The sequence below is a fragment of the Caballeronia calidae genome, assembly GCF_900044055.2.
In the GTDB taxonomy this organism is placed as follows: Bacteria; Pseudomonadota; Gammaproteobacteria; order Burkholderiales; family Burkholderiaceae; genus Caballeronia; species Caballeronia calidae.
In genome coordinates this window covers 205803-228183 of the sequence record NZ_FCOX02000004.1, presented here as the reverse complement: position 1 = coordinate 228183, position 22381 = coordinate 205803, and the positions used below count along the sequence as shown (strand labels likewise).

32 protein-coding genes are annotated in these 22381 nt (G+C 60.5%); 25 read left to right on the top strand and 7 right to left on the bottom strand.

The genetic code is table 11. From position 1 onward, the window contains the following. The first annotated feature begins 99 nt into the window (after positions 1-99). From AWB78_RS46320 to AWB78_RS06325, 22 genes are all read left to right on the top strand, one after another. On the top strand, positions 100-921 hold the full coding sequence (locus AWB78_RS46320) for a hypothetical protein (protein WP_157697422.1): 822 nt from the start codon (positions 100-102) through the stop codon (positions 919-921). A gap of 287 nt (positions 922-1208) precedes the next feature. Then, positions 1209-1568: a hypothetical protein gene (locus AWB78_RS06415; protein WP_157697421.1), complete on the top strand. Its 360-nt coding sequence runs from the start codon at positions 1209-1211 to the stop codon at positions 1566-1568. A gap of 142 nt (positions 1569-1710) precedes the next feature. Continuing rightward, a complete protein-coding gene (locus tag AWB78_RS06410) occupies positions 1711-1905 on the top strand; it encodes a hypothetical protein (protein WP_062603324.1) in 195 nt (64 codons plus the stop codon). A gap of 142 nt (positions 1906-2047) precedes the next feature. Next, positions 2048-2407, top strand: a complete 360-nt coding sequence (locus AWB78_RS06405) for a hypothetical protein (protein WP_062603322.1) — start codon at positions 2048-2050, stop codon at positions 2405-2407. 99 nt (positions 2408-2506) lie between these two features. Continuing rightward, positions 2507-2794: a KTSC domain-containing protein gene (locus AWB78_RS06400; RefSeq protein ID WP_062603319.1), complete on the top strand. Its 288-nt coding sequence runs from the start codon at positions 2507-2509 to the stop codon at positions 2792-2794. Then, positions 2791-3012, top strand: coding sequence for a hypothetical protein (locus AWB78_RS06395; protein ID WP_062603317.1), 222 nt, complete (start codon positions 2791-2793; stop codon positions 3010-3012). The genes AWB78_RS06400 and AWB78_RS06395 overlap by 4 nt, the downstream gene beginning before the upstream one ends. 6 nt (positions 3013-3018) lie before the next feature. Further along, positions 3019-4092, top strand: coding sequence for a hypothetical protein (locus tag AWB78_RS06390; protein WP_062603315.1), 1074 nt, complete (start codon positions 3019-3021; stop codon positions 4090-4092). Then, positions 4085-5746, top strand: coding sequence for a YqaJ viral recombinase family protein (locus tag AWB78_RS06385; protein WP_062603313.1), 1662 nt, complete (start codon positions 4085-4087; stop codon positions 5744-5746). Before AWB78_RS06390 ends, AWB78_RS06385 begins: the two co-directional genes overlap by 8 nt. Positions 5747-5796: 50 nt before the next feature. Further along, the gene (locus AWB78_RS49295; protein ID WP_269768922.1) at positions 5797-5922 is read left to right on the top strand and encodes a hypothetical protein; all 126 of its coding nucleotides are present in this window, start codon (positions 5797-5799) and stop codon (positions 5920-5922) included. Positions 5923-5936: 14 nt separating this feature from the next. Further along, a complete protein-coding gene (locus AWB78_RS06375) occupies positions 5937-6284 on the top strand; it encodes a YfdP family phage-associated protein (RefSeq protein WP_062603309.1) in 348 nt (115 codons plus the stop codon). Between the two features lie 33 nt (positions 6285-6317). Beyond that, positions 6318-7175 (top strand): DUF2303 family protein, encoded by an 858-nt coding sequence (locus AWB78_RS06370; RefSeq protein ID WP_062603307.1) that lies wholly within the window; start codon positions 6318-6320, stop codon positions 7173-7175. A 55-nt stretch (positions 7176-7230) separates the two neighbouring features. Continuing rightward, a complete protein-coding gene (locus tag AWB78_RS06365; protein WP_062603305.1) occupies positions 7231-7596 on the top strand; it encodes an Lcl C-terminal domain-containing protein in 366 nt (121 codons plus the stop codon). Positions 7597-7626: 30 nt separating this feature from the next. Then, entirely contained in the window at positions 7627-8100 is a 474-nt protein-coding gene (locus tag AWB78_RS06360; RefSeq protein ID WP_062603303.1) for an Lcl C-terminal domain-containing protein, read from the top strand. A 6-nt stretch (positions 8101-8106) separates the two neighbouring features. After that, positions 8107-8481: a four helix bundle protein gene (locus tag AWB78_RS06355; RefSeq protein ID WP_062603302.1), complete on the top strand. Its 375-nt coding sequence runs from the start codon at positions 8107-8109 to the stop codon at positions 8479-8481. After that, positions 8456-9811, top strand: coding sequence for an RNA-directed DNA polymerase (locus AWB78_RS06350; RefSeq protein ID WP_445344263.1), 1356 nt, complete (start codon positions 8456-8458; stop codon positions 9809-9811). Before AWB78_RS06355 ends, AWB78_RS06350 begins: the two co-directional genes overlap by 26 nt. Positions 9812-10083: 272 nt before the next feature. Then, complete coding sequence (locus AWB78_RS43265; protein WP_074173392.1) at positions 10084-10416, top strand: hypothetical protein; 333 nt, start codon at positions 10084-10086, stop codon at positions 10414-10416. A 31-nt stretch (positions 10417-10447) separates the two neighbouring features. Continuing rightward, positions 10448-11167 carry a hypothetical protein gene (locus AWB78_RS06345; RefSeq protein ID WP_062603300.1) on the top strand — a complete coding sequence of 240 codons (720 nt, stop codon included), beginning with the start codon at positions 10448-10450 and terminating at the stop codon, positions 11165-11167. Next, on the top strand, positions 11164-11544 hold the full coding sequence (locus AWB78_RS06340) for a hypothetical protein (RefSeq protein WP_062603298.1): 381 nt from the start codon (positions 11164-11166) through the stop codon (positions 11542-11544). The genes AWB78_RS06345 and AWB78_RS06340 overlap by 4 nt, the downstream gene beginning before the upstream one ends. A 75-nt stretch (positions 11545-11619) precedes the next feature. After that, a complete protein-coding gene (locus AWB78_RS06335) occupies positions 11620-11829 on the top strand; it encodes a hypothetical protein (RefSeq protein ID WP_198399225.1) in 210 nt (69 codons plus the stop codon). Further along, on the top strand, positions 11826-11954 hold the full coding sequence (locus tag AWB78_RS49290; protein ID WP_269768921.1) for a hypothetical protein: 129 nt from the start codon (positions 11826-11828) through the stop codon (positions 11952-11954). The genes AWB78_RS06335 and AWB78_RS49290 overlap by 4 nt, the downstream gene beginning before the upstream one ends. Positions 11955-11989: 35 nt before the next feature. Continuing rightward, a complete protein-coding gene (locus AWB78_RS06330) occupies positions 11990-12187 on the top strand; it encodes an excisionase (protein ID WP_062603295.1) in 198 nt (65 codons plus the stop codon). Further along, on the top strand, positions 12184-13305 hold the full coding sequence (locus AWB78_RS06325; protein WP_062603290.1) for a tyrosine-type recombinase/integrase: 1122 nt from the start codon (positions 12184-12186) through the stop codon (positions 13303-13305). Before AWB78_RS06330 ends, AWB78_RS06325 begins: the two co-directional genes overlap by 4 nt. A gap of 239 nt (positions 13306-13544) precedes the next feature. On the opposite strand, the gene AWB78_RS06320 is transcribed toward AWB78_RS06325, so the two are convergent. Then, positions 13545-14012, bottom strand: a complete 468-nt coding sequence (locus AWB78_RS06320; RefSeq protein WP_062603288.1) for a VOC family protein — start codon at positions 14010-14012, stop codon at positions 13545-13547. Between the two features lie 211 nt (positions 14013-14223). Here AWB78_RS06320 and AWB78_RS06315 point away from each other — a divergent pair, with 211 nt between their 5' ends. From AWB78_RS06315 to AWB78_RS06305, 3 genes are all read left to right on the top strand, one after another. Beyond that, on the top strand, positions 14224-14985 hold the full coding sequence (locus tag AWB78_RS06315) for an SDR family NAD(P)-dependent oxidoreductase (protein WP_062603286.1): 762 nt from the start codon (positions 14224-14226) through the stop codon (positions 14983-14985). A 92-nt stretch (positions 14986-15077) separates the two neighbouring features. Then, entirely contained in the window at positions 15078-16811 is a 1734-nt protein-coding gene (gene ggt / locus AWB78_RS06310) for a gamma-glutamyltransferase (protein ID WP_062603285.1), read from the top strand. Positions 16812-17154: 343 nt separating this feature from the next. Continuing rightward, on the top strand, positions 17155-18561 hold the full coding sequence (locus AWB78_RS06305; protein ID WP_062603530.1) for an NCS2 family permease: 1407 nt from the start codon (positions 17155-17157) through the stop codon (positions 18559-18561). 76 nt (positions 18562-18637) lie between these two features. Here the strand turns inward: AWB78_RS06305 and AWB78_RS06300 are convergent, their stop codons facing one another. The 6 genes from AWB78_RS06300 to AWB78_RS06280 all read right to left on the bottom strand — a co-directional run bounded on the left by AWB78_RS06300 (position 18638) and on the right by AWB78_RS06280 (position 22308). Further along, entirely contained in the window at positions 18638-19075 is a 438-nt protein-coding gene (locus AWB78_RS06300; RefSeq protein ID WP_062603283.1) for an SRPBCC family protein, read from the bottom strand. Then, positions 19068-19391, bottom strand: a complete 324-nt coding sequence (locus tag AWB78_RS06295; RefSeq protein WP_062603281.1) for an ArsR/SmtB family transcription factor — start codon at positions 19389-19391, stop codon at positions 19068-19070. Before AWB78_RS06295 ends, AWB78_RS06300 begins: the two co-directional genes overlap by 8 nt. Before the next feature lie 134 nt (positions 19392-19525). After that, a complete protein-coding gene (locus AWB78_RS46315) occupies positions 19526-19675 on the bottom strand; it encodes a hypothetical protein (RefSeq protein WP_157697420.1) in 150 nt (49 codons plus the stop codon). A 110-nt stretch (positions 19676-19785) separates the two neighbouring features. After that, positions 19786-20253 carry an RbsD/FucU family protein gene (locus tag AWB78_RS06290; RefSeq protein WP_062603279.1) on the bottom strand — a complete coding sequence of 156 codons (468 nt, stop codon included), beginning with the start codon at positions 20251-20253 and terminating at the stop codon, positions 19786-19788. Between the two features lie 60 nt (positions 20254-20313). Next, positions 20314-21438: a succinylglutamate desuccinylase/aspartoacylase family protein gene (locus AWB78_RS06285; protein ID WP_062603278.1), complete on the bottom strand. Its 1125-nt coding sequence runs from the start codon at positions 21436-21438 to the stop codon at positions 20314-20316. Between the two features lie 81 nt (positions 21439-21519). Beyond that, entirely contained in the window at positions 21520-22308 is a 789-nt protein-coding gene (locus AWB78_RS06280; protein ID WP_062603276.1) for an ABC transporter substrate-binding protein, read from the bottom strand. Positions 22309-22381 lie beyond the last annotated feature (73 nt).

Sequence of the window (22381 nt, the reverse complement as noted above, 5' to 3'; positions counted from 1 at the left end):
ACGCGGATGGTCGGAACGCCCTTTTCCTTCTGGCCCCCGTGATATATCTTGCTGACCAGCTCATCAGACTCGCAATGGACCATAGACTATGAAACGCGCATGCTTTTGATCGCAATTTTAGTGGTGGCACTCCTGGATGCTTGTGCTTTACCGGCAAAGCAGGCCGTATCTGACAATCAGATATGTACCGACCCGCAGAGCCAGGCGTACATGGCAAAGTCTTATAACGAGAGTTCTCCGGAAACAAAAAGCGATCAAACAACGGCGGTCGCTTTTTGGGGAATCGCATCTCACTCCCCAAATCCGCCCGACGTTATCTCTTGCGGCGGAACTATGGAATTCAAAGACGGACATCTAGAACCCGGTACATTGTCTCTCCGGCCATCCGGATCCAATCAATCGATGGCTACTTGGGTAAAAGACCAGCCGCAAGCTACGCAAAACGTACGGCGTAAATTTACGCAAATCGATCTAGAGACTTGGGACGCGACGCCGAAGTTGCCTCGAACAGCATCCAAAAAGCGAACCAAAATTACGGACGTCGAGTGTTCTGGGGTCGATATCGTCGGCCACTCAACCTCGTTTTGGTCAACCAATAAAGATTGCCAAACCTGGATGGCCCAAATGGGAGAAAACTCTAAGAAAGGCCCGTCGGAACGGGACGTCATGAATATTTGCATGCTCGAAGGTGCAATCTACCGGCAAGCCGCATCTTCGAGAGACTCAGGAAATTCTCCCCAAATGGCACGACAAGGACTTGCTTGGACGAAATCGGAAGGGTTCTCAGATCGTTTCGTTAAGACTGCGATCAACAATGTGTACTTCGATCCCGGGTTTGCGAACGCCGGAGGCGAAGCGCTGGCCAATCAAGTCGCCGAACACTGCATGTATCCGAACGGTCGATTCGTCCCACTTCGGTGAAGCCAATGGCCATGTAGTCCGGCCTCTTCCGACTTCTCAATAGCCCGCTTCGTGCGGGCTATTTTGCGTCTTCCCATCCCGCGTCCCGCCTTTCGAGAGCGGGACGTCGTACAAAAAATAACAGCACTGCTCTTGACATGCAAAACAGCGCTGCTAATATACATCTCACAGCGTCACCCGGCGCGCGGCGCAAGCCGAACCACTGTGAGGGTTGCCATGTGCATGAATCGAATCAGCCATTGGATATACGTCGGAGCCAATGCATATCTCGAATGTAGCTTCATCCCGTGGCAGAACCGGTGTGTCTTTCGACGCACGGTGGACCTGAACAGCATCTGCCTTCAGTGAGGATAGTCATGATCCTCGCAAAGACGATGAGCCTCGCTGACTATGCGACGAGCCAAGTTAAGGCTGAGGCGGATGACGCGCAATGGGCCTTCGAGGACGCCAAGGAAGCCGCAGCGAAGGAAGTCACCTTCGATGACGTGCTCGAAGAACTCACCGAGCTACCTGAGGCACGAAAGATCGCCGTCATGTCGCAGATCGAATGCGACCCTCGTCATTTCGCATATCGACTAGAAGCCGCTTTCACGGATGCAATCGAGGCGATAGCGAAGCGCCGCGCAACTGAAACGCTCCGCATCTAGGCGCAAGACGCAGGTGCGTCATGAAGCCCGAAATCACTGATTCAGATCTGACCTGCGCGTGCAGGGTCATCACGGTCCACTGCGTCGCGTGTGGGCTCAGCATAGTCGCATTGCTTGCTGTTTTCCTCTACGGAGTCACGTCATGAGCATGGACATCCATAAGCAAAACCTCTCCGAATCTGTGCGCCTGCTGGTAGAAAACAGCAACCCTGGCGGGCATGAAATTCAGTGCGTCATAGATTCACTTGCCTATTTCATAGGCGTCGAGATGAATTCCGAGTGTGAAATCGCTGCGAGATTCACCATCAAGGGTGTAACCAAAAAGCTTTCAGAATGATCGCGCTAGTCAACCGCATGACCCGAGGTTTAGATGCGTTCTACTGCAAGCGCCCTCGCCTGACGCTTCTTCTGATGGTCCTCGCAGCAGTCGCAGTGCTGTGCATCGCTAACAAGTCATCAATACCACTTGGAGTCGCACGATGAGCCGCCCCGTTGTTGAAATCACCGATGAAATGATCCTGAGTCGCTTGATCTCGGGCGATAAGCTCACAGTCACCGGCCTCGCGTCTCTCCTCGAACTTCGGCGGGAGATCGTACGTAGGAAGGTATTCCAGATGGTCGACGAGGGAAAGATCCTTCGCAAGCGTGAATCTGAAAATCAACGCGCGCCCTACCTGTACTTCGTCGAGCATCCCACAGCACCGACAGTCATCGCCCACGGCGAGTTCGAGATCCCGCAGCGGCTTATCACACGAAATCTGACGGGCGAGATCAAGGGATATGACGCCGAGTTGAACAACCGGATGGCGCTGTGCATGACTCTTTCGAGGATCGCATGAGCATTGGCATCTATCTCTTCATCGCTATCGCTGTGTTCGCCGTGCCTCTGTTTTCGATCTTTCGCGGCGTCTTCTAATCACAAACCACAAAGGAAAGACATGACTGCCACAGCACCCGTCATCGGGATGGATGAAGTTCACTCTTCGCAAATACATAGTTATGGCTGGGATTCCGCGACAGAGACGCTCGCGATCCGCTTCAAGGATCGCGCGACCGGCGCACCGACGTCGCTCTACCACTACTCGAACTTCACCGAGTCGAATTTCAAGGCGCTGAAGGAAGCCGAGTCCGTTGGGAGTCACTTCTACCGCCATATCAAGCCGTTCAAGGAACGCTTCCCGTATGCGTGCATCGAGAAGATGCCGGCGCCGGTGGAGTCGGAATGATGGAACGCGACGAGATCTTCTGGCTGGTGTGGTGCCCGACGGGAAGCGCCCCGCCGTCCTATCGTCACACATCGGAAGCGGGCGCGATCGCAGAAGCGGAGCGTCTCGCCCGGGCAGCTCGCAACGCCAAGTTCTACGTGCTCAAGGCCACGGATCTGCGCTACATCGACGACATGAAGCGCGTCGTGCTTTGGCACCCCGACGAACCAATTTTCTGAGGTCATATGTCAACAGCACTTTCCGTGCGTCAGGAGTTCGGCGCGCAAGAAACGACAACCGCCCTGGTGGAAACCGCGTCAACCGCCATCGCAGCCCAGTCGAAGGCGATGGTCGAGGCTCGCTACATCATGGCAATGCGCAACCCGCGAAACTGGGATCAGGTCCGCCAAGACTTGATGGCTGAATGCAAGCGTCCGACCTTCGCTAACAATAAAAGCGCCTGGTACAAAAAGCCGATCGGGAAAGGTGTTGAAGGTCTCGGCATTCGCTTTGTCGAAGTCGCGCTCCGTTGCATGAAGAATGTGTTAATCGAGACGACGATGATCTTCGAGGACGACTCGAAGGAGGTTCACCGCGTCAGCGTTACGGACCTCGAATCGAACCTTACGTACCCGCTTGATGTCCGCGTATCGAAGACGGTCGAGCGCTCAAAGCCGATGGACGACGGAACATACATTTCCGTGCGCAAGAACAGCTACGGGAATCTGTCCTATACCGTCCCGGCCAACGAAGACGATCTCCTCAACAAGCGCGGCGCGCAGATCTCGAAGGCCATGCGCACGCTCGGCCTGCGCATCATCCCCGGCGATTTGCAGGACGAAGCTGAGGAGATCATCAAGGCGGTTCGTAAAGATGAAGCTGCAAAAGACCCTGCCGCCGAGCGAAAGCGTATCGCCGACGCGTTCGCAGAGATAGGTGTGAAAGCAGCGGATTTGACGGCCTACCTCGGGCACTCGCTAGACACCTGCTCGCCCACTGAGCTCGTTGATCTGCGCGGCATCTATGGCGCGATCAAGGATGGCGAGGCGACCTGGAAACAGGTCATGGAGAACAAGGCGGAACAGTCCGGAACCGGATCAAGCTCCGGCGAGAGCGGCAATGCACCCGCTACTGAAACCCGCGCGGCGCCTGCTATCTGCTCTGACGACGAGTTCAAACAGAAGACGCCAGGCTGGCGAAAGCTTGTTCTCGAAAAGAAAAAGACAGCAGCCGATCTGGTCAAGATGATCGAGACCAAGACGCGGCTCACCGACGATCAAAAGATGACCATCGATTCATGGGGGCATGAGAATGACTAAACGCGAAACCCACGACCTGGCGCAGGGCTCAGACGAATGGCGGCAATTTCGCCTGACGCGCTTCGGCGCGAGCGAAGCCGCCGCGATGCTTGGCCTTTCCACGAAGATCAAGCGCAACGAGTTGCTGCACATGAAGCACACGGCAACGCCGCAGGAGTTCTCGGACTGGGTGCAGAAAAACATCCTCGACTACGGTCACGAGGTCGAAGCGCTGGCCCGGCCGATCGTCGAAGAAATGCTCGGGCAGGATCTCTACCCGGTCACCTGCTCGCTCGGCACCCTCTCCGCCTCGTGCGATGGGCTGACGATCGACGACGAGCTCGCGTTCGAGCATAAGCAATGGAACACGGATCTCGCTCACGCCGTGCGCTCGGGCGTGCTGCCCGATGAGTATCAGCCCCAGTGCCAGCAGATCATGCTCGTGACCGGCGCACAAAAGGTCATCTTCGTCGTCTCGGACGGCACGCGCGAAAATCTCGAGCACATCGAGATCGAGCCCAACTTGGCATGGTTCGATCGCATCACTTCGGGCTGGAATCAGTTCGAGCGCGACCTTGCGGTGTATCAGCCGCACGAGCTCGCCGACAAGCCTCAGGCCGACGCGATCATGGCGCTGCCCGCACTCGCGGTGCAGATCCGCGGCGAAGTCGTCACCAGCAACCTGCCGGCGTTCCGCAGCGCCGCCGAGCGCTTCATCGCGGGAATCAAGACAACGCTCGAAACCGATCAGGACTTCGCCGATGCGGAAGCGACGGTCAAGTTCTGCGAGGCCGCCGAGAAGGATCTAGAAGTCGCGAAGAACGCCGCGCTCGCGCAGACGTCGAGCATCGACGAATTGATGCGTACCGTCGATTTCATCAAGGCACAACTGCGCGACAAGCGCCTGAGCCTCGACAAGCTGGTCACGAAGCGGAAGGACGAGATCAAGGCCGGAGTCATCGCGGACGGCCGGAAGGCGTATGCCGATCACGTCGCAGCGTTGAATGACGAGCTGCACATCGTCTCTATCGTGGTGCTAGCACCTGACTTCGTCGCGGCAGCGAAGAACAAGCGCACACTCGCGAGCCTGCATGATGCGGTCGACACCGCATTGGCCAATGGCAAGATCGCCGCCGACGAGGCAGCGCGCGACCTGCGCGCCAAGCTCGATTGGTACAAGGAGATCGCCGTCGAGCACATGTTCCTATTCCGCGATCTGCAGCCGCTGATCCAGAAGCCGATCGACGACTTCAAGCTGGCAGTGACGACGCGCATTGCGGAGCACAAACGGCAGGAGGACGAGCGCGAGGCGAAGCGCAAGGCGGACGAGGCTGCTGCAAAAAACGTAGTTGCCTCTGCGGAGGCCGCGTCTGGTTCAACAGCTTCTACGGTTTCTGGAGCTGCATCTCCGGCTGTGGCCACACGGAGTGGATTCGTAGGGACTGGAGTTAAAGCGAACGTCACCCCGTCCGGTGCACCGACGTTGCGCCTCGGCCAGATCAACGAGCGCCTGGCACCTGTCATGGTCACCGCCGATGGCCTCACAACTCTCGGCTTCGCCCCTGCAGCGACAGACAAGTCCGCCAAGCTCTATCACGAGGAGATATTCCCGCATATCTGCGCGGCACTGATTGAGCACATCCAAACAGCGATTCTTGAGACAAGTACCGCATGACCGTTACACCACCCCTCTTCAGGATGCTGTCCGCGATTGAAGACGCGGAAATGTCGGCGCAAGAACGCCGGTCGCTGGATCCGTACTTCGCGGCACTGCACGGCGCGCCAGTTATTCCGATGCCGGAAGACAAGATCGAAATCATGCGCGTGGTTCACGCGCGGATACAGAAATAACCCTAGGAGACACCATGTCAGCAAGACCTATCACCGACACCCTTCGCCTGATTGGCGGCGGAACACTGATCGACACCGCGAGCGATCAAATGAATGACCTGGTGCGCGCCATCGACGAGAACGGCGGTACGGGAAAGCTCGTCATCGAAGTGACCGTAAAGAAGGCTACGCGAGGCGGCGCGATGCTCGTCACAGGCAAGACGACACTCAAGAAACCCGCCGACGAGCCTATGGAGGCGATGCTATTCGCCACGCCCGATGGAAACCTCCTAGCGGACGATCCACGCCAGCAAAAGCTTGATTTGAAGCGTGTCGAAAGCGCTTCAGACGCACCACCCGTCGCGCTCAAGACGGCGTCCTAAACCTCTCTCAAACAAAAAGGAACTTCCATCGCCATGGAACTCACTGAACACGACAACTTCGCAGAAACTCTGGCTCGCGAGATCAAGCAACCGATAGACATCGGTTCGAACAAGGACGCCGCGAAGACCCGAATCGCACTGCCGCCTGGTTGGCATCTCGAAGAGAAGGATGATTCGAAGCTCCTGCCGACGCCGCTGCGGAAGTACGCGAAGGTTCGCGTGCGCGACACCGAAAGCTTCATCGAGTACATGAAGCGCCACGGTTCGCTGACCGATTCCACCGTCTGGTGCCTCGCCGACTATACGCAGGGCAGGATCGCGTTCACTGGCATCGTGAACGATCATGGCGAAGACGCCGATAAAGCGGCATGGCGTGATCACCTGGTGCATTTCTCGCCGGCCTTCAGCGAAGAGTGGAATCGTTGGACAGGATTTCACAAGAAGCCGATGAGCCAAACCGACTTCGCTTCGTTCATTGAAGACAACCTGCGCGACATCGCGAGCGTCGAAGGTTCAGGGCTTCCTACTGGCTCCGCCATGCTCGAAATGGCGCTTTCCTTCGAAGCCACCCAAGACATGCGCTTCAAGAGCGCCATCCGCCTCTCGAATGGCGGCGTCAATCTCTCGTTCGTTCAAGATGATGACGCGCAAACACTGCAGAAGATGGCTGTGTTCGAGCGCTTCGCTATCGGAATTCCCGTCTTCTGGAGCGGTGATCCCTATCAGGTCGACGCCCGCCTGAGATATCGCGTGCGCGACGGAAAGCTCAATTTTTGGTATGAGCTCGTGCGCACCGACAAGATCCTCGAAGCGGCGTCTTCGACCGTGATTGCGACGATCAAGGATAAGACGGGAGCTCCGTTCTTCTTCGGCGAGCCCTTCATCTCGTAAGCCATCTGACCGGGGGCCGGCGCGACGTCCGGCCTTCATCATCCAAGGAGAAACGATGCAACAAATTCAACTGCCGCCGCTCGTGGAAGGCGAAATCTATGTTGGCGTGATCGGCGATAAGAATGGCGATTTTCACCACGTCATTCTGCTGCCCGGCGATAACGATGCCGCCACCTGGCAAGCGCAGGTGGAATGGGCGAAGAGTATCGGCGGCGATCTGCCGACACGCGTTGAGCAGGCCATGCTCTGGGCGAATCATCGTGATCAGTTTCAGAAGCGTGCGTATTGGTCAAATACATCGGATGATGATCCAGATTATGCCGGCTGGGCTTGGTGTCAGACCTTCGCCTACGGCGACCAGACCTACGACGAACAGTACAGTGAGTTCCGCGCCCGCGCCGTCCGCAGATTGTCGATTTAACCCTTCATCAATTTTCAACGGAGCATCGCAATGACGATCACGCTTGAAGTAATCCAGAGCGAGCATGCGCGTATCAGCGCCATGATCGAAGAGTTCAAGAAACAACCGAAAGCGACGGAATACGTTGTTGCAGGCGTCAAGATTCCCCTTGCGCCCGGTGAGCGCTACGCCGGTCTCGTGCTCGGCGATGAACGCGAAGCGGACTACCACCTGATCTTGCTGCCTGGCGAGATCGAAGACGCCGAATGGAAGCGTGCCGGTGAATGGGCCGCTGAGCAAGGCGGTGAACTGCCGACGCGCCGCGAGCAATCGCTCCTGTTCGCCAACCTGAAGGAGGAGTTCGAAGGCGCCTGGTACTGGTCGGGCCAACAGCACGAGGAAAACTCCGGCTGGGCTTGGTATCAGCACTTCACCTACGGCCGCCAGTACTACGACGGGCAGAGCAATGAGTTCCGCGCCCGCGCCGTCCGCAGGTTTTATCCCTTCAGTAATTTGATCATTTAAAACGCCGTGGCACTGCATACCCAACTGCCCATTTATCGAGCGGCATATACGCTGCTCGATGTCGTGACCGACCTAGTCAAGAACATGCCCCGCGACTTCAAGCGCTCCATCGGCGAGAAGATCAGCGCGGAATGCATCGAGATCATGGTGCTGGTGTTCCGCGCCAACGTCGCGACCGACAAGTCGCCTCATCTCAATGAGCTGATCGAGCGCCTACAGGTTATCGAGTTGCTTCTTCGGCTTGGCATGGACAAGCGCTTGATCGCCCGCCCGGCTTACGCCGGTGCGATCGAGCAGACGACGAGCATCGGGAAGCAGGCCAACGGCTGGAAAAACGCCGCAAGTCGCCCGCACCGTGGAGGCCAAGGCTTCCATGGCTGAGCGATCTTTCAATCTGGTCGTGCCGCTGGCTCACGAGGCCACCGCCATGCGCATCACGGATACCGACCGCCGGAGTGCGGCACGGTCCGGCGCAGTTTCCCGGCCGAGCGATCGGCCGGGCGATGTAGATAGCACGATACATCCGGCTGGGCTTGGTATCAGAACTTCAACAACGGCAACCAGAACTACAACGAACAGAACAATGAGTTCCGCGCCCGCGCCGTCCGCAGATTGGAAAGATGGTTTTACGTTCGCCGACCTCGTCGAGGCTTATCTCGACTGTCGGCGCACGAAGCGCAACAGCAATGCCGCGCTCTCCTTCGAAATGAACCTCGAACGCAATTTGCGCGAACTGCACGACGAGCTAGCCGATGGAAGGTATCGCCCTGGCGGCTCGATCTGCTTCGTCATCACGAGACCGAAGCCGCGCGAAGTGTGGGCGGCGGAATTTCGCGACCGCATCGTGCATCACCTGCTGTACAACCGCATCGGACCGTTCTTCGAGCGATCGTTCATCGCCGATTCGTGCGCGTGCATCAAGGGTCGCGGGACGCTCTACGCAGCGCGGCGCCTCGAAGCGAAAGTTCGATCGATTACGCAAAACTGGTCGCGCCCAGCGTATTACCTGAAATGCGACCTCGCGAACTTCTTCGTCAGCATCGACAAACGAATTGTGTTGGATCTGCTTCTCTCGAAGATCCGCGAGCCCTTCTGGCGCAGTCTGACCGAGCTCGTGCTGATGCACGATCCACGGGCCGACTTCGTCTACCGAGGTGCCCCGGCGATGATGGAACGCGTGCCGTCTCACAAACGCCTGATCGGACAGCCTGCGCATCTCGGCTTGCCGATCGGAAACCTGTCGAGCCAGTTCTTTGCGAATGTCTATCTCGACGTACTCGACCAGCGCGCGAAGCACATTCTCGGTGTGCGGCACTACATCCGATACGTCGACGATTTTCTGTTCCTCGATGAGTCAGCGGCACGCTTGAACGAGATCCTAGAGGACGTGACAGCGTTCCTGCCGGCGCATCTTGGCGTGCGGATCAATCCGCGCAAGACGATCCTGCAGCCAGTCGCGCGCGGCGTCGATTTTGTCGGGCAAGTCATCAAGCCGTGGCACCGTGCGACGCGGAAGCGGACGCGGAACGAAGCCCTGCGACGCGTCGCATGCACGCCAGCAACCGAGCTGCTAGAAGTCGGTAACTCCTATTTCGGTCTGTTACGGCAGGCGACGGCCAGTCACTATGACCGCGCGCAACTCGCGAACGTCATCCGCGCTCGCGGCCATGCCGTAGACGTTGCATTCACGAAGACCTACAAGAAGAGATGATGCCATGCCCTGTACGCCCTTCCGCCTCCCCGGCGGCATATCCGGAATCGTCTGCACGCGAGGTCGCAAGCGTGTGCAGCGCTGCTCCGTCGACTGATGCAGCGTGCCAAGCGGGTTTCAATGCGACTTTCGCACGAAGACCGGAAAGACCTGCGATCGGCACCTGTGTGCCGTGCACGCGCACCAGGTCGGCACCGATGCACACTTCTGCCCGGCGCACCTTTCGGAGTCGAGCAAGGGCAAGCTTCAGGGCGATCTATTTGGAGACAGCCATGCCGATCAAGCCTGAAAACCGAACCCGTTATCCAGCCAACTGGAAGGCTATTGTTGCTGCCGTACGAGAGCGATCTGGCAACTGCTGCGAGGGCTCGCCGAAGTGGCCTGATTGCCGCGCCGAGAACGGACAGCCGCATCCTGAGACCGGCAGCAAGGTAGTGCTCACTACAGCGCATCTTGACCATGTTCCGGAAAACTGTGATCTCAGCAACCTGCGCTGCTGGTGCCAGAGATGTCATCTCGGTTATGACGCCGAGCATCACGCGCGGACCGCACGCGAGACACGCCGCGCGCGCAAGGCGATCGGCGATTTGTTCGCCGCCTCGTAACCGCCATAGCGAGAGAGATTGGAGAAAGAGAATGGAACTGACCGACGAGCAACGCCAAGCAGTATGCGACGCGGTAGCTGAAGCCTTGGGCGATGCCTACGACTGCTTGCGCGTATGGCGCGCATGGGGCTACGGCACGATGAGCGCTGACGACTTCTCGCTTGTGGCCGAGGATGACTCGCGCGTAGCTGAGATCGCAGACGCGGCAATTGGTGCCATCGAAGCCGCCGCATCCGCCCCAGTGATCGCCGACACAGCGGGGGAAGTTAGCGCGCAAGACATTGATGCCGCCAAGCGCTGTTTGCCCGTATTCGAGCAGCGGTTCAAGGAACTCACCGGGAAAGACTTCTCCGACACAGCGGGGACGAAGCCGCAAGGATGGAAGCTGGTGCGAGTCAATGAACACTTCGATGCGCTGATTGCCGCGCTCGAACGAGCGGAAAACAAGGGCTATCTTCCCGATGCGATGGCTGAAGAATGGGCCAATTTCGCGTGCGACGAGAATACCGCTTCCCCTGCTATCGACGCAGCCGGGGCGAGTAACGAGCCGAATCGATGGCAGAAAGCACAGATGGCTTTTGGCGGTGGCGAATCGGCTGCGCACCTGCCCGACAACATCGACTGGACGCGCGTTATGGCGCTGGCCGAAGAACACGGCGACGGATGGAGCGAAGAAAAGGGCTGGTCGTTTCACTGCGATGACGACCTGTTCAACTTCGCTGGCGAACTGGCAAAGGAGAGCGGAAAGTGACCGACGAAGAACTAAGCAAATTCATGGATGAGCGTAAAGCCTTCGAGACTGCAATGCTCTCGTTGAAACTTACGAAGAAGGCGCTGGAGCATGCGACATACGAGGACGGCACTTACCTGGAGTGGCTGAACAACCGATGGATCGGGTGGCAAGCCGCACGCAGAAGCGGTGTCGCCCCACGAACCATCATCGACAAACGAATGGTCGAACGCCTGATGGCGCAACGCGGCTTAGATAAGCACTTCGAGCACCAAGCACTAGAACGGGCGCTGGAAGCGGTCTTGGAAATCCAACGCCATTCGCCGACACGATGCAGCTGCGCGATGAAGTCCATGTCGGAGTGTGCCGACGCCATACGCGCTCTGAGCCGCGTCTAGCAACGAGGACGCCCCATGCTAACTACAGAAAAGATCCACGCGCTCAAGGCAGAATTCACGTGCCGCCGCTATTCGATGCATGACACCTTCGAGGACTTCAACTACCGAGGCTTCGCCAAAGCGATCGAGCGCGAGGCGTATGAGCTCGCGGCGTATCAATGCGATCTGGTTGTTGAGAGAGCTCGGCTGATCGAGTTGATGCAGCACATGGACTGCGCAGCAAGCCTCGCCAGGACGATTCGTGCGCTCATCAATGAGCCGAGCAAAGAGAGGAATATCCAATGATCGAAGAACAAGATGACGACTGGGACGAGCCGGACGCCGCATACGACGACGAGCCAAAAACCTGCCGCCACGGCATTGCGCCAGCATCCGATTGCGACTGGTGCGGCGATGAGCAGGACGAGTAGCAAACAACATCGAACGCAAATCGAGGGGATGCATCATGCCGCGATTGATTCCGCTGTCTGAATGGGCAGTGATAGTTTTCGGCGAAAACACGTTTCACCCTAGCACGCTGCTTCGATGGGTCCACGATGGCCGCATTTCGCCGCAGCCGAAAAAGATCGGCCGAACTTATTTCGTAGACCCGAAGGCGGAATATGTCCCGTCAGAATGCGACCTGCTTGAGAGGACGATGTGAACGCGCGCAAACGACAGGCTACCCGTCGAACCTGGCCTAATAATCTCTACCAAAATAGCAATGGCTACCTCTGGTTCAAGAACCCACTGACGGGGAAATCGGCTGGCCTCGGTAGAGATCTAGAAGCGGCAATCAAGAAGGTCAAGCGAGCGAATTTGGAAATTGCTCGGAATCTGGATGAGCAAAATCTGCTCGCGCTGACCGGCGATGGCAAGAAGACCCTGGCCGAGCATTGTGTTGACTATCAGAATGAGTACACCAAGGACCGCAAGCCAAACACCGTTAAAAATTACAAATCGCAGATTAAAGCAATTCGTGATGATGCGCGCGCAAGCAAACCGATCGACCAGTTCACGCCCAAGGATGCGGCTGACCTAATCAAGGAAGCGGAGCGATCGCGTGGTCCAACTCAAGCGACTAACATTCGCACGCGTCTGAAGGACATCTTCCGCGACGCGATCACGCACGGATTAGTCGAGGCCGGCCGGAACCCGGTCGAATCCGTGCTCAAGCCGAAAACGGAAGTCAAACGCGCGCGAATGACGAAAGACGATTTTTGGGCCATCTATAAGAGAGCCGACCAGCAGTGGCTCAAGAACGCGCTGCTGCTAGCCCTTCTCACCGGGCAACGCGTGAGCGACGTAAGGAAGATGCGCTTCGACGACGTGCGCGACGGCTTCCTGTGGGTGGATCAGCTTAAGAAGAACGGGAAGACGAAGATAAAAATCCCGCTCGATGTTGCACTGGGCGAGCATTCCGTTGCCGGGGCCATCTCGCAGTGCCGGGACAATGTCGTGAGCCGACATCTGATCCACTTCTGCGATGGGCGATACTCCTCGATGCGGGGCAAGCCGGTGAGCTACGAAACGTTGAACGGGGCGTTCATCGCGGCACGGGAGAAGGCTACGCAGGAGAATGAAATAGAGACCCCGGAAGGGCTCACGCCTACCACCTTTCACGAGATCCGGTCTCTGACCGCCCGACTGCACGCGGAGCAGAATGGCGAGAAGTTCGCGCAGGCGCTTTTGGGGCATAGTTCCAAAGCCATGACCGAGCTCTACATTGACGTCCGGGGACAGCATTGGGTCGAGGTTCAGCTCCCCCAAAAGACTGGCTGATTTTGGTAATCTATTAGACGAATTTTTAACGCACCCCGCAAACCCTTACGCAGAAAGGCTCCGTTCTCGATGCATACTCCGAATACGAGTACGCGCTGTCGTATCCGAGCAGCGGCATCCGCTCGGATCTCGTCGCGGCGTTCCGCAGCTCGGTGAAGCGCGTCGTCGAGCACTATTCGTTCGAAGCGTCCGAATCCGAGGAAGCGCCGCTGGCGGCGGACTGACGCGCCTCGCGCGCATCAGCCGCCGAACAGCTTGCGCGCGCGCTCGCGCATGTCCTCGGGCGACACATCCTCGATGTGCGTGGCGATCCACCATACGTGCCCGAACGGATCGCGCAGCTTGCCGCCGCGGTCGCCGTAGAACTGGTCCTCGACCGGGCGCAGGACGGTCGCGCCTTCGTCGACGGCGCGTTGCGCGACCGCGTCGACGTCCTTCACATAGAGATGCAGCATCACCGGCGTGCCGCCGACCGAGAGCGGGCCGACCGTGCCGTAGTCCGGGAACTCGTCGCACAGGTAGATCACGTTCCCGCCGATCTCCAACTCCGCGTGACCGACGCGCCCGTCCGGCTGCTCGATGCGGAACGTTTCGGTCGCGCCGAACACCTTCGTATAGAAGTCGATGGCGCTGGCGCAGCCCGCCACCGCCATGTACGGAATCACGCCGCGACGGTCTTCCGGAATCGGATCGACTTTCGATGCCATGTCTGTCTCCTCGGAAATGTTGCGGGCGCCCTGCCCGCGCCTTCTTCGACACGCACGCGCCGCCGATGGTGCCCGGCCTTGATCCGTCCCCGTGTCTCGGGCATGCTGTCGCGCACTTCCCGGCGCCCTCGCCGCCGAACGCACTTTCCCGCTTCGCTTCATACTCTCGTTTGTGGCAAACGCTTCAAACCCCTTCCCATACGGAGCACTCATGCACGATCTGAAAGGCAAGTCGATTCTCATCACCGGCGCGAGCACGGGCATCGGCGCGGCGGCGGCGCGCGCGTTCGCGCAATACGGCGCGAATGTCGCGGTGCACTACAACAGCTCGAAGGACAAGGCCGAGGAAGTCGCGAAGGACGTGCGCGCACTCGGCGTCACGTCGATCACCGTCGGCGCGGACGTGCGCGATTCGAAGGCCATCGACGCCGCCGTCGCGCAGGTCGTCGATACCTTCGGCAAGATCGACGTGCTCATCAACAACGCGGGCAGCCTCGTGAAGCGCGAGCCGATCGCCTCCGCGAGCGACGAGCTCTTCGACGAAATCATGCACATCAACGCGCGCTCGGTCGTCGCGTTCACGCGCGCGGCGCTGCCGTCGCTGCGCTCGGGCGGCGGCGGCTCGATCATCAACGTGACATCGGTCGCGGCGCGCAACGGCGGCGGGCCGGGCGCGCTGCTCTACGCGGCGTCCAAAGGCTTCGTCAGCACGATCACCAAAGGCATGGCGAAGGAGCTGATGCCGGACCGCATCCGCGTGAATGCCGTCGCGCCGGGCGTGATCCAGACGCCGTTCCAGGAGCGCTTCACGTCGCCCGAGCAGCTCGAATCCTTCCGCAAATCCATTCCGATGGGCTTCATCGGCGAACCGGACGATTGCAGCGGCGCGTTCCTGTATCTCGCATCGGAAGCGATGTCGCGCTACGTGACCGGGCAGATCATCGACGTGAACGGCGGTCAGCTGATGCCCTGATCGCTGCGCCGCGTCAACTGGCGCGCGGCGCTCGTCGTGGTATATACAAGCGTCTAGTCTTTCGTCGCACGTAACAAAGGAGATCGCAGGAGATGCTTTTGAAACAAACACCGCGGTTGCGCTCGCTCGCGCTCGGCGCGATCGTCGCGTCCGCGCTCATCACGGCGGGATTCGTCGAGACCGCGCCGGCGTATGCGAAAACCGCGGAGAATCAGCCGCAAGTACTGACCGCGTCGGCCGTCGCGGTCGCCGATAAATACGCCGCCGACACCGCCGAGCAGATCTTCAAGCAAGGCGGCAACGCGGTCGATGCGGCCGTCGCGATCGCCTTCACGCTCGCCGTCACGTATCCGGAAGCGGGCAATATCGGCGGCGGCGGATTCATGACGCTCTACGTCGATCATCGTCCGTACTTCCTCGATTATCGCGAGCGCGCGCCGATGTCCGCCACGCGCAACATGTATCTCGACGACAAGGGCGAGGTCATCAAGGGCATGAGCCTCTACGGGCATCGCGCGGTGGGCGTGCCCGGCACCGTCGACGGCATGTGGGAAGCGCAAAAGCGCTTCGGCAAGCTGAAATGGAAGCAGGTGCTCGCGCCCGCGATCAAGTATGCGCAGGACGGCTTCACCGTCGACGATCAGCTGATCGCGCGCCGCGACCGGGCATCGAAGGATTTCGCCGGCAAAACCAACTTCGACCTCTATTTCGGCAGCATGAAGGCGGGCGAAGTGTTCAGGCAGCCGGATCTCGCAACGACGTTGCAACGCATTTCCGACAAAGGCGCGAAGGGCTTCTATGAAGGCGACACGGCCGATCTCATCGCGAAGTCGATGGAAGGCCACGGCCTCATCACGAAGCGCGATCTGAAGGACTACAAGGCCGTGTGGCGCCAGCCGATCACCGCGAGCTGGAACGGCTATCGCGTGATCACCGCGCCGCCGCCGAGCTCGGGCGGCGTCGGCCTCGTGCAGTTGCTGAAGATGAAGGCCGATCTCAAGGACAAATTCACCGACGTGCCGCTCGATTCGGCGCAGTACATCCATCTCGTGTCGGAGATCGAGAAGCGCGTGTTCGCGGATCGCGCGCAGTATCTCGGCGATCCGGACTTCTACAAGGTGCCGGTCGCGCAGCTCATCAACGACGACTACATCCTGAAGCGCGCGCAGGAGGTGAATCCCGATACGCCTTCGGACACGAAGAGCGTCCAGCCGGGCCTCGGCACGTCGATGCCGGAGAAGGCGGAGACGACGCATTTTTCGGTCGTCGACAAATGGGGCAACGCGGTGTCGAACACGTACACGATCAACGGCTACTTCGGCGCGGGCGTGATCGCGGAAGGTACGGGCGTCGTGCTCAATGACGAAATGGACGACTTCGCGTCGAAGCCGGGCGTGCCGAACATGTTCGGCGTCGTCGGCAGCGATGCGAACGCCATCGCGCCGAAGAAGCGCCCGCTTTCGTCGATGACGCCGACCATCCTCACGAAGGACGACAAGGTCGCGATGGTGATCGGCACGCCGGGCGGTTCGCGCATCTTCACGTCGATCTTCCAGGTCATCACGAACGTGTACGACTTCGGCATGCCGCTGCCCGAAGCCGTGGGCGCGACGCGCTTTCATCATCAGCTGTTGCCGCCCGACACGATCTATCAGGAGCCGTTTCACCAGCTCGATCCCGAAGTCGTGAAGCAGCTCGAAGCGAAGGGCTACAAGTTCACGATGCAGGGCTTCAACGGCGACATCCAGGCGATCCGCATCGACGGCGACAAACCCCAACCGATGTCCGACCCGCGCGGACGCGGCGTATCGCGCGTGATCCAGTAACGCAGTAGTGCGCCGCACAACGGCGAGCGGGTAAAATAGCGGCCCTGGCCGGACTAGGCGTTTGCCCTAGTCCGGCCGTTTTCCGGTCTTGCAAGAGCCCCGTTTCATGGGGCATTCGCGGCATATAAGCCCCTTGGCATGACCGGCATGTTTTTCATGGGATTGGACCCTGCGTTCTGTTCCCCTAGTCTCTGTCCTGACCGAGTGCAGCCGCGAGAGCCCGTCACTCGGCATCATCCAGAACTACAGACGAGACGACCCTGATGACGGACCCGCAGTGCCGGGCGTGTTCCACACGCAGCGCACGGATTTCCGTTTCAGCGTGCTGATAAAGGAGCAGCTCATGTTGGAATCCTCCGCCCAGCAGCTTGGCGACATCGACATCACCACTTCAGAGCGTGAAGAAAGCGTTCAGACCGCCGGCGGCGGTTTTCTCGATCGCTATTTCGGCATTTCGCAAACCGGCAGCACCCAGAAGCGCGAAGTCGTCGCGGGCATCACGACGTTCCTCGCGATGGTCTATTCCGTGTTCGTCGTGCCGGGCATGCTCGGCAAGGCGGGCTTCGACACGAGCGCGGTGTTCGTCGCCGTGTGTCTCACGACCGCGTTCGGCTCGCTGCTGATGGGCGTGTGGGCGCGCCTGCCGATCGCGATCGGCTGCGCGATCTCGCTGACCGCGTTCACGGCCTTCGGTCTCGTGCTCGGCAAGGGGCTCACGCCCGCCATCGCGCTCGGCGCGGTGTTCCTGATGGGCGTCGTGTTCACCGCGATCTCCGTCACCGGCGTGCGCTCGTGGATCCTGCGCAATCTGCCGACGGGCGTCGCGCACGGCACGGGCATCGGCATCGGCCTGTTCCTGCTGCTGATCGCGTCGAACGATGTCGGCCTCATCATCAAGAATCCCGCGCCCGGCATGCCGGTGTCGCTCGGGCATATCACCGCGTTTCCCGTGCTGATGTCGGTGCTCGGCCTCGCCGCGATCTTCGGTCTGGAGCGCCGGCGCGTGCCTGGCGGCATCCTGCTCGTCGTGATCGGCCTGTCGGTGATCGGCCTGATCTTCGATCCGTCGGTGCGCTTTCATGGCGTGTTCGCGCTGCCGTCGCTGTCGGCGCCGGGGCATTCGTCGCTGATCGGCGCGATGGACATCAAGGGCGCGCTCTCGATGGCCGTGCTGCCGAGCGTCCTCGCTCTCGTGATGACCGCCGTGTTCGACGCGACCGGCACGATCCGCGCCGTGGCCGGCCAGGCGGGCCAGATCGATAAAAACGGGCGCATCGTCAACGGCGGCCGCGCGCTGACCGCGGATTCACTCAGCTCGATCTTCTCGGCCTGCTTCGGCGGCGCGCCGGCGGCGGCGTATATCGAATCGTCGGTGGGCGTGGCGGCGGGCGCGAAGACGGGCCTGGCGGCAACGGTCGTCGGCGTACTCTTCCTCGTGGTGATGTTCCTCTCGCCGCTCGCCGCGCTCGTGCCTTCCTACGCGACGGCGCCCGCGCTGATGTACGTCGGCCTGCTGATGCTCGGCAACGTCAGCAAGCTGCATTTCGACGACACCGTCGACACGATGTCGGGCCTCGTCTGCGCGGTGTATATCGTGCTGTCGGCGAACATCGTGACGGGCATCATGCTCGGCTTCACCACGCTCGTGATCGGCCGCATCGTGGCGGGCGAATGGCGCAAGCTGAACGTCGGCACGGTGGCGATCGCGGTCGTGCTCGCCGTGTTCTATCTCGGCGGCTGGGCGATCTGATCGGCCGCTGCATCGCCTGAAATGAAAACGGCGCGCTGTCCTTACGGGCAGCGCGCCGTTTCTCTTTCTTGCAGGACTACTTCGTCGCCAGCGCGACGGCACCCGTCTCCAGCAGCGACTTGAGATTCGAGAGAATCTTCGGCCAGCCGCCCGACACGGCCTCGATGAACTTCCTTCCGTCGCTCTCGTGCGTGACCGTGAGCTTGACGGCTCCGTCGAGCGCCTCGATGTCGTACGTGCACCTCGACCAGCCTTCGTCCTTCAGATCGTCGCGGAATTCGTTGCGCCACTTCAGCACGAGGCGCCTGCCCGGCTCGGCTTCGAGCACTTCGCCCGAGTCGGCGACGCGGCCGTCGGAAAACAGCATCTTCCACGCCGATCCGGCTTGCCAGTCCGACTCCTGATGCATGCCGAACCAGTATTGCCGGACAAACTCCGGGGTCGTCAGCGCATCCCACAGCTTTTCCGGCGTCGTGCGGATGTAAGTGACATACACAAAGGTCTCGCTAGCCATGATCGTCTCCTTCGAGCGTGCGTTTCAGGTCGGACAGAGCGTCCAGGCGCGGACGCTCGAACTTGCTGATCCAGCGTTGCGCGATCTCGTGGATCGGCACGGGATTGAGGAAATGACGCTTCTCGCGGCCCTGACGCCGCGTCGACACGAGATTCGCGGCCTCCAGCACGGCCAGATGCTTCGATACGGCCTGGCGCGTCATGCGAAGGCCGTCGCACAGATCGCCTAGCGTCTGGCCGTTCTCTGCGTGCAGCCGGTCGAGCAACTGCCTGCGGCTCGCATCCGCGAGGGCGCGGAACACCGAATCGTCATCCATGGACGCATTATGCAACCATTTGGTTGCATGTCAAGCATCGCTTTAGCCGCCTGAAGCTCGCCAAAACGACAACACCCCGGAAGCCAAAGGCTTCCGGGGTGTTGTCCTGATGCTCGAGACCGGGATGCTGTCGCTTACTTGCGGCGATACGCTTCGACCATGATCTCGCAGTTCTGCAGATGCAGCGTCAGTGCGCGGTTCCACTCGCGACGCACCGCAGCCTTTGCCGCGCGCAGCCAGGAACCGAACGAAACGACCAAGGATTGTTGTGCGGTGGTTTTCATGAGCGTCTCTCGGGGTAAGTAGCTAAGGGATAACCCTGACTATACGCCTTTCTCGCTGCATTGCAACAACTTCTCAAAAAAGCAACAGGGTATTCCCTTAGGTCCGCTGGTCAGTTTTGCTGCGACGCGTCCGGCGCCAGTTGCACGCCTTTCTTGAAAACGAAGCAGCCATAGCCGCGCGTCTCGCCCGTCGCGATCACGCAATACGCCTTTTTCGCCCGCTCGTAGAACGCGAAACGTTCGATCGATGCAAACGGCACGGTGCGGCCCTCGGCGGCGTCGACTTCGCGCTGGGCCTCGCGCTGCACGACGGGAAGCGCGGCCGCATCGCCGACGACTTCCATGCGCTCGGCGGGATGATCGACGAAGGTATCGAGCGGCAGCACCGACAGCACCGCCTGCACCGCGCGCGGCGAACTCACGCCATCGAGGCGCAGCACGCGGCCGAGCACGGTCTGGCGCGCGACGGAGTCGGCGGGAAAGTTGGCGTCGCAGATCACGACTTCGTCGCCGTGGCCCATCGAGCAGAGGGCGTGCAGGATGTCGGGATTGAGCAGCGGATCGATGTTCTTCAGCATGTTTTCTTGTTCTCCATGACGTGAGGCCGGTTTGAATGCATGGTACCCGCCGCGGCGCGGCTAGGGCACGAGCAGGTCGCCCGTGCGCGCGGCGTGCTCGCCCGCGATGCGCGCGACTAGCATCCCCGCCGTCGCGAAGCGCGTCCAGTGACGCGCGTACAGCACGCCGTCCGTCTGCGCGATGAGCGGTGTGAGCTTGTCCGCGAGCGGATCGAGCACTTCCGCGATGACATCCCCCGCGCGCACCGTCTCGCCGGTTTCCCGCCGATGCAGGATCACGCCCGACACCGGCGCATGCACATACTCGCAACCGGCGAGCGGCGTCGCGGGATGGCGCAGCGGCGGCGGCTCGGGCGCGTCGCCGGCGATCATGCCGATATGCGTCAGATAATCGACGATCGCCTGCGCATCGCGCGCCGCGGTCTCGTGCGACACGTCGCGCACGCCGCGCAATTCCAGCGTGACGGGCGTGAGGCCCATCGGAATCGGGAAGCGCTCGCCGAACGCGCCGCGCAGATAACGCCACGCCGACGCGCACGCCTCGTCGAACGGCTCGCCGCCCGATACGTCCGCGAGCAATTGCGCCTCGCTGCCGAGATAGCGCGCAAGCGGCTCGATGCGGGGCCATGCGTCGGGCGTCGTATAGAGATGCGCGACGGCTTCCCAGTCGCAATGCAGGTCGATGACGAGATCGGCATCGCACGCGAGCTTCAACAGCTCGATGCGTTGCGATTCGAGCTCGCTGCCCGCTTGCAGCGCCGCGAAATGCTCGCGCAACGCGGCGCGGATGAGCCTCGCGTTATGCGCGGCGTCGTCCGTCAGGCGGGTTTTCAGATAGAGCGCCAGTGCGGGCCCGGCTTCGGGAAAGCGCCGGTTGAAGTCCTGACCCGAGCCCGTCTCGAAGCGGCCCATCTGCGTGCCGAACCAGTGCTGATTCAAGCCCGCCGGGTTGGCGACCGGCACCAGCACGACGCGCGCCGCGAGCCGCCCTGCCGCCTCGAGTTCCGCGAAGCGCCGCTTCAGATACCACGCGACCACCATGCCAGGCAGCTCGTCCGCGTGCAGCGACGCCTGAATGTAGACCTTGGGCGACGCATCGCCGTCTTCCGGGCCGAACCGGTAGCTCGTGATCGCGCGCCCGGTGCCGAGCGACGCGCCGACGAGCGGATGATGTTTAACCTGCATCGTCGATCGGTCTCTTATCGAAAAGGAAAAGAAAAGGCACCGCGAGCGATGCCTTTTTCGGTCGAAAGCGCCGGACGGCGCTTACTGGATCGAGATATCGGTCTCGAAGTACTTCGCCATGATGCGCTTGAACGTGCCGTTCTTCCTGATCTCGGCGAACGCGTTGTTCAGGCCGTTCTTCAGATCGGCGTCACCCTTGCGCAGACCGATGGCCGTGCCCGGACCGATGATCGCCTTGTCTTCGACGATCGGCCCGACGAGCGCGAACGGCTTGCCCTGCGGCTTCTTCAGGAAGCCGATGGCGGCCTGCGCGGCGTCGGTGAACATCGCGTCGATGCGGCCCGCGACGAGATCCGCCTCGACCTGCTCCTGGTCGCCATACGCGACGACCGTCACGCCCTGCGGCTCCCACTTCACCTTCGCGTAACGCTCCTGCACCGTGCCCTGCTCCACGCCGACGCGCTTGCCCTTCAACGCCTGCGCCGTCGGCAGGATGCCCGAACCGGCGCGCGCGACGAGTTGCGCGTGCGTGTCGTAGAGCGGATCGGTGAAATCGATCTGCTTCAGGCGCTCTTCGGTGATGCCCATATCGGACAGCACGGCGTCGAACTTGCGGGCCTTCAGGCCGGGAATCATGCCGTCGAAATTGTTCTCGACCCACACGCACTTGACCTTCATCTGCGCGCAGAGCGCATTGCCGAGGTCGATGTCGAAGCCGGCGAGCTTGCCGTCGGCCTGCTTGGATTCGAACGGCGGATAGGACGGATCGACGGCGAAGCGGATTTGCGTGATCTCTTTGGCGTGCGCCGCGAACGACACGGCGGCGAGTGCGGCGAGCATCGCGAGCGATGCGGACTTCTTGAATGACATGCTTTTCCTTCGGGACTTTCGATGAACCATCGCACGAGATCGCGCGACAAACCGCGAATGGTAACAAAATCGC